Annotated in this window: 5 protein-coding genes and 1 pseudogene; 4 read left to right on the forward strand and 2 right to left on the reverse strand. The window is 62.0% G+C overall.

The window, feature by feature from the left end; genetic code table 11:
• Positions 1–217 precede the first annotated feature (217 nt).
• Together EN750_RS18860 and EN750_RS18865 are read right to left on the reverse strand one after the other, a co-directional pair.
• The gene (locus EN750_RS18860) at positions 218–1021 is read right to left on the reverse strand and encodes a creatininase family protein (protein WP_127397310.1); all 804 of its coding nucleotides are present in this window, start codon (positions 1019–1021) and stop codon (positions 218–220) included.
• 54 nt (positions 1022–1075) lie between these two features.
• The gene (locus EN750_RS18865; protein ID WP_127271694.1) at positions 1076–1459 is read right to left on the reverse strand and encodes a RidA family protein; all 384 of its coding nucleotides are present in this window, start codon (positions 1457–1459) and stop codon (positions 1076–1078) included.
• 265 nt (positions 1460–1724) lie between these two features.
• Here EN750_RS18865 and EN750_RS18870 point away from each other — a divergent pair, with 265 nt between their 5' ends.
• From EN750_RS18870 to EN750_RS18890, 4 genes and pseudogenes are all read left to right on the forward strand, one after another.
• Positions 1725–2729: an ABC transporter substrate-binding protein gene (locus EN750_RS18870; protein WP_127272561.1), complete on the forward strand. Its 1005-nt coding sequence runs from the start codon at positions 1725–1727 to the stop codon at positions 2727–2729.
• A 12-nt stretch (positions 2730–2741) separates the two neighbouring features.
• Complete coding sequence (locus EN750_RS18875; protein ID WP_127397311.1) at positions 2742–3566, forward strand: ABC transporter ATP-binding protein; 825 nt, start codon at positions 2742–2744, stop codon at positions 3564–3566.
• Entirely contained in the window at positions 3553–4404 is an 852-nt protein-coding gene (locus tag EN750_RS18880) for an ABC transporter permease (protein ID WP_127397312.1), read from the forward strand. The genes EN750_RS18875 and EN750_RS18880 overlap by 14 nt, the downstream gene beginning before the upstream one ends.
• 186 nt (positions 4405–4590) lie before the next feature.
• A pseudogene (locus EN750_RS18890) lies at positions 4591–4789 on the forward strand (cytosine deaminase); the annotation flags it as partial.

A 4789-nucleotide genomic window follows, 5' to 3' on the forward strand; every position in this document is an offset into this window, starting at 1 on the left:
CCACCCAATCTTTCATCGGGTCGGGCAATGATACGTTCATCGTTGCCATACTGGCCTCCATATCTCGTCCAGTATGGTCCGTTTTGGCAAAGTTTGTCAAAATCTCTTGTGCGGAAATCTCTTGTCCAAAAGCGCGATTGTCAGATCCGCCCTCCGTCGCCTGGTTTGTTCAAGAGGACAGCGCTTGCCTTTCGATGCCAGACCACTGGTTTGGAGGCTACGTCAACCAGTCCGCGAGCTTCGCCTTGCGCACATCCCGCAGCAGGCTGATGAACCCGTCGGCCTGATATTCTGCCGTCAGCCGGCCCTTCTCCGCCGTCGCGATGCTGGCATCGCCGACGACGCCATTCGGGTTGAGATCGCCAGCGATCCAGGCAAAGGCGTGGGTGCCGGTGTGGCGCAGGAGCGAAAATTCGTTTTCGGCTTTGGCGACATTGGAAACGAAATTGTCGGCCTTGGCCATGTCGACGAGGTCCGGCCGGAAATGCAGCATCAGCGAGGGCTCGACATCGCCGCCATGGATGCCGTGGGGGTCCTCCAGTTCGGTGTACATGCCGGCCGGGCGGCCGAACCGTTGCCAGCTGGTCTTTACCGCCAGCATCTTTTCGCGCACGCGCAATTCGCGCGTGACGATGCCCATGATCTCCTCGTTGCCGCCATGCGAATTGACCACGATCAGCTTGCGCACACCGGCGCGCGCGATCGACAGGCCAAGCTCGGTCCGGGCCTCGATCAGCGTGGTTGCCGGCAGTGTGAGGGTGCCCGGCGCATGCAAATGTTCGTTCGATTTGCCTACCGCCTGGACCGGCAGGATGCGGACGTCGAGATCGTCGGGCAGGCGGGCGATGACCGTGTCGAGCATGCCGTTCATGATCGAAGTGTCGGTCGAGACAGGCAGATGCGGGCCATGCTGCTCGATCGCCGCCACCGGCAGCACGGCGATCGTCGCCTCCGGATCCATCGAGGCGTATTCGGTGGTCCGGTAGTCGCCCCACCACACGCGTTTCTTCGCAACAGTCATGTCATGCCTCTTCGATGAACGGCCAGACCTAGCGCGGCGGAGGTTGTCTGTCGATCACCCGGCCGCGATAGCCTCGACCTCGACTTTGAATTCGGGTCGGGCAAAGCCGGAGACGATCATCAGCGTCGAGGCCGGCGCGGGGCTGGAAAACAGCCGGTCGCGGACATCCATATAGGGCCGCAGATGCGCGCGGTCGGTGACATAGGCGTTGATACGGATGATGTCGCGTAGGCCCAGCCCGGCTTCGCCGAGGATCGCTTCGATGTTGCGGAAGCAGAGTTCGGCCTGTGCGCCGGCCTCTTCGGGAATCTGGTCGTCCGCGGTTATGGCAACCTGACCCGAGCACAGCACCAGCCGCTTTCCAGGCGGTACCTCGACCCCGTGGCTGTAGCGGGCAAAGGGCGGCTTGATCGACTTCGGGGTGAGGAATCTGAACATGGCAATCTCCTGGGTGCCGCCAGCCTAAAGCCGGACCCATTACACCTTCAAGATGGCGGTGCATGTTGCCCGGGCGATTGTGGACAGCCGTTCAAAAAATAGGCACGATGCCTTTCGTACAGCATGACCCGTCCGCGCTTGGCATGGCAACGTCTTTCAAGCCGGCGGTCCCGGCGCCAGACGCCGGTGGCATGTGTCTTGCTTCTTGAATCTTTGGTGTCGAGCCTGGCGCGTGGCGCGCCGGAGCAAACAGAGGGTGGTGTGGATGTACGGAAAACAGAAGATCTCGGTGGCGGCGGTGGCCCTGCTTGCAGCCAGTACGCTGGGTGCTGCTGCGAATGAGAAAGTCACCTTCGGCACCAACTGGTTGGCCCAGCCGGAGCATGGTGGATATTATCAGTCCGTGGCGGACGGCACCTACGCCGCCTGCGGCCTCGACGTCACCATCATGCAGGGCGGTCCGCAGGTCAGCGGCCGACCGCTGCTGCTGGCCGGCAAGATCGATTTCTACATGGGCGGCAATCTGCTGTCGGCTTTCGATGCCGTCCAGCAAGGCATTCCGATGCGCGTGGTGGCGGCGGACTTCCAGAAGGACCCGCAGGTCATCATGTCCCACCCCGGCGAAGGGCTCGACAAATGGGAGGACCTGAAGAACGCCGACCAGTACATATTGGGCGACGAGGGCGTGCAGACCTTCTTCCAGTGGATGGTCATCGAACTCGGCTTCGACGCTTCCAAGCGCGCGCCCTACACCTACAACACCGCTCCCTTCCTCGCCAACAAGAAGTCGATCCAGCAGGGCTACGTCACCTCGGAGCCGTTCGCGGTCAAGAAGGAAGGCGGCTTCGTGCCGAACCAGTTCCTGCTCGCCGACTATGGCTGGGACACCTATTCGACGACGATCGAGGTGATGCAGGATACGATCGACAAGAAGCCGGAGGTGGTCCAGTGCTTCGTCGATGGCTCGGCCAAGGGCTGGTACAAATATCTGTACGGCGACAACAAGGCCGCCAACGACATGATCAAGAAAGACAATCCCGATATGAGCGACGAGCAGATCGCGTTCTCGATCGAGCAGATGAAGAAGTTCGGCCTTGCCGATTCCGGCGACACCGAAAAGCTCGGCATCGGCGCCATGACCGACGAGCGGATCAAGAATTTCTACGACAAGATGGTCAAGGCCAAGGTCACGCCAGCCGGCATCGACATCAAGAAGGCCTACACGCTGACCTTCATCAACAAAGGCGTCGGGCTCGAGCTGAAGAAATAGGCCGGCCCCGGTATGATAAGGGAAAAGGTGGCGCAAGCGCCGGCCTCGGATGTTGCATCGACATTGCTGGCGCTGAGGGGCGTCGGCAAGGTCTTCTCCAACGGCGTGCCGGCGCTCAGCGATGTCAATCTGACGATCCGGGAAGGCGATTTCCTCAGCCTGCTCGGGCCGTCGGGGTGCGGCAAGTCGACTGCATTGCGGCTGATCGCCGGCCTGTCGACGCCGACCTCCGGCGTGCTCGACTGGCGCGGCGGCGGCTCCCTTGATCGTTCGAACATCGGTTTCGTCTTCCAGGAGCCGACGCTGCTGCCTTGGGCCAATGTCTTCGACAATGTCTGGCTGCCGCTTCGGCTGAAAGGCATCAGCCGAGCCAAGGCCGCGCCAGCGGTCACTGAAATGCTGGCGCGGGTTCACCTGACCGGTTTCGAAGACGCGGTGCCGCGCGAACTGTCCGGCGGCATGAAGATGCGCGTCTCGATCGCACGCGCCATGGTGACCAAACCGCGCGTGCTGCTGATGGACGAGCCGTTCGCCGCACTCGACGAGATCACCCGCTTCAAGCTCAACAACGATCTCCTGGAACTGTGGCAGGACGAACGCTTCACCGTCGTCTTCGTCACCCACAGCGTCTTTGAAAGCGTGTTCCTCTCCAACCGCGTCGTCGTCATGGCGGCGCGGCCGGGCAGGGTGTTCGACGAACTCGCCATCGAGGCCTCCTATCCGCGCGACGAGGCGTTTCGCACCTCGCCCCACTATGCGGCCCTCTGCCGGCAGGCCTCCGACGTGCTGGTCAAGGCCATTAATTCAACAGCAGGCGCGCATCATGACGGCCATTGACGAGCACGTGCTCGAACTCGACCCCGAGGAAGCGCGCCGCGTGCGCCAGGAGCGGTTCGAACGGATCGGCCGCTGGGTGCTGCCGCTGGCGATCATGATCCTGGCGATCTGGCTGTGGGATCGCATCTGCGTCTGGAACGAGATTCCGCAGTACATCCTGCCGCGCCCGGGCGTGGTGCTGTGGACGCTCTATAGCGATGCCGGCCTGCTGTTTTCCTCGCTGCTGGTCACCTTGCGCATCACGTTCCTCAGCCTGGCTCTGGCCGTCATCGGCGGGGTCGGGCTGGCGGTGCTGTTTGCGCAATCGAAATGGGTGGAGATGTCGTTCTTCCCCTTCGCCATCGTGCTGCAGGTGACGCCGATCGTGGCGATCTTTCCGCTGATCAACATCTATGTGAACGACCAGACGACCAAGCTTCTGCTGTGCGCCTGGATCGTCGCCTTCTTTCCGATCCTGTCCAACACCACGCTTGGCCTCAACTCCGTCGACCGCAATCTGCGCGACATGTTCAAGCTCAACGGCGCGACGCGCTGGCAGCAACTGCGCTATCTCAGGCTACCGGCGGCGATGCCCTATTTCCTCGGCGGGCTGAAGATCGCCGGAGGCCTGTCGCTGATCGGCGCCGTGGTGGCCGAGTTCGTCGCCGGCACCACCGGCCAGTCGTCCGGCCTCGCCTCGCGCATCATCGAGGCCGGCTACCGGCTCAACGCGCCGCGGCTGTTCGCGGCGCTGTTCCTGATCTCGCTGACCGGCATTTTGATCTTCCTCGTGCTGTCGCTGATTTCGCATCTCATTTTGCGACGCTGGCACGAAAGCGCACTGAAGCAGGAGCGCTAGGATGACTGAAAGGTTGGCGCGAAGCGCCCCCCTCTGTCCTGCCGGACATCTCCCCCTCAAGGGGGAAGATTGGCTGTTGTCACGACCTTCGCCAATCTCCAACGTTGAAAAAAAAGAGCCGGCGCGGACGCTGCCAATCTTCCCCCTTGAGGGGGAGAGGTCCGGCAGGACAGAGGGGGGCAGGCCTTGATACCAGCCTCCGGCTCTTATCAGCTCGCTAACGTCCGTGTTCATCAATCACTGACGTCGGGCCTTACTGCAACTTACGATAATAACGGTTTCGCGCTGGCCGACATTGCCGTCGCCGACGGCAAGGTCTCCAGCATTGCAGCGCATGACCGATCGAAAGCGCCTGCCGATGCGATCGACCTCGCCGGCCGTATAA

Origin of the sequence: Mesorhizobium sp. M7A.F.Ca.ET.027.03.2.1 (assembly GCF_003999175.1) — a bacterium.
Lineage (GTDB): Bacteria > Pseudomonadota > Alphaproteobacteria > Rhizobiales > Rhizobiaceae > Mesorhizobium.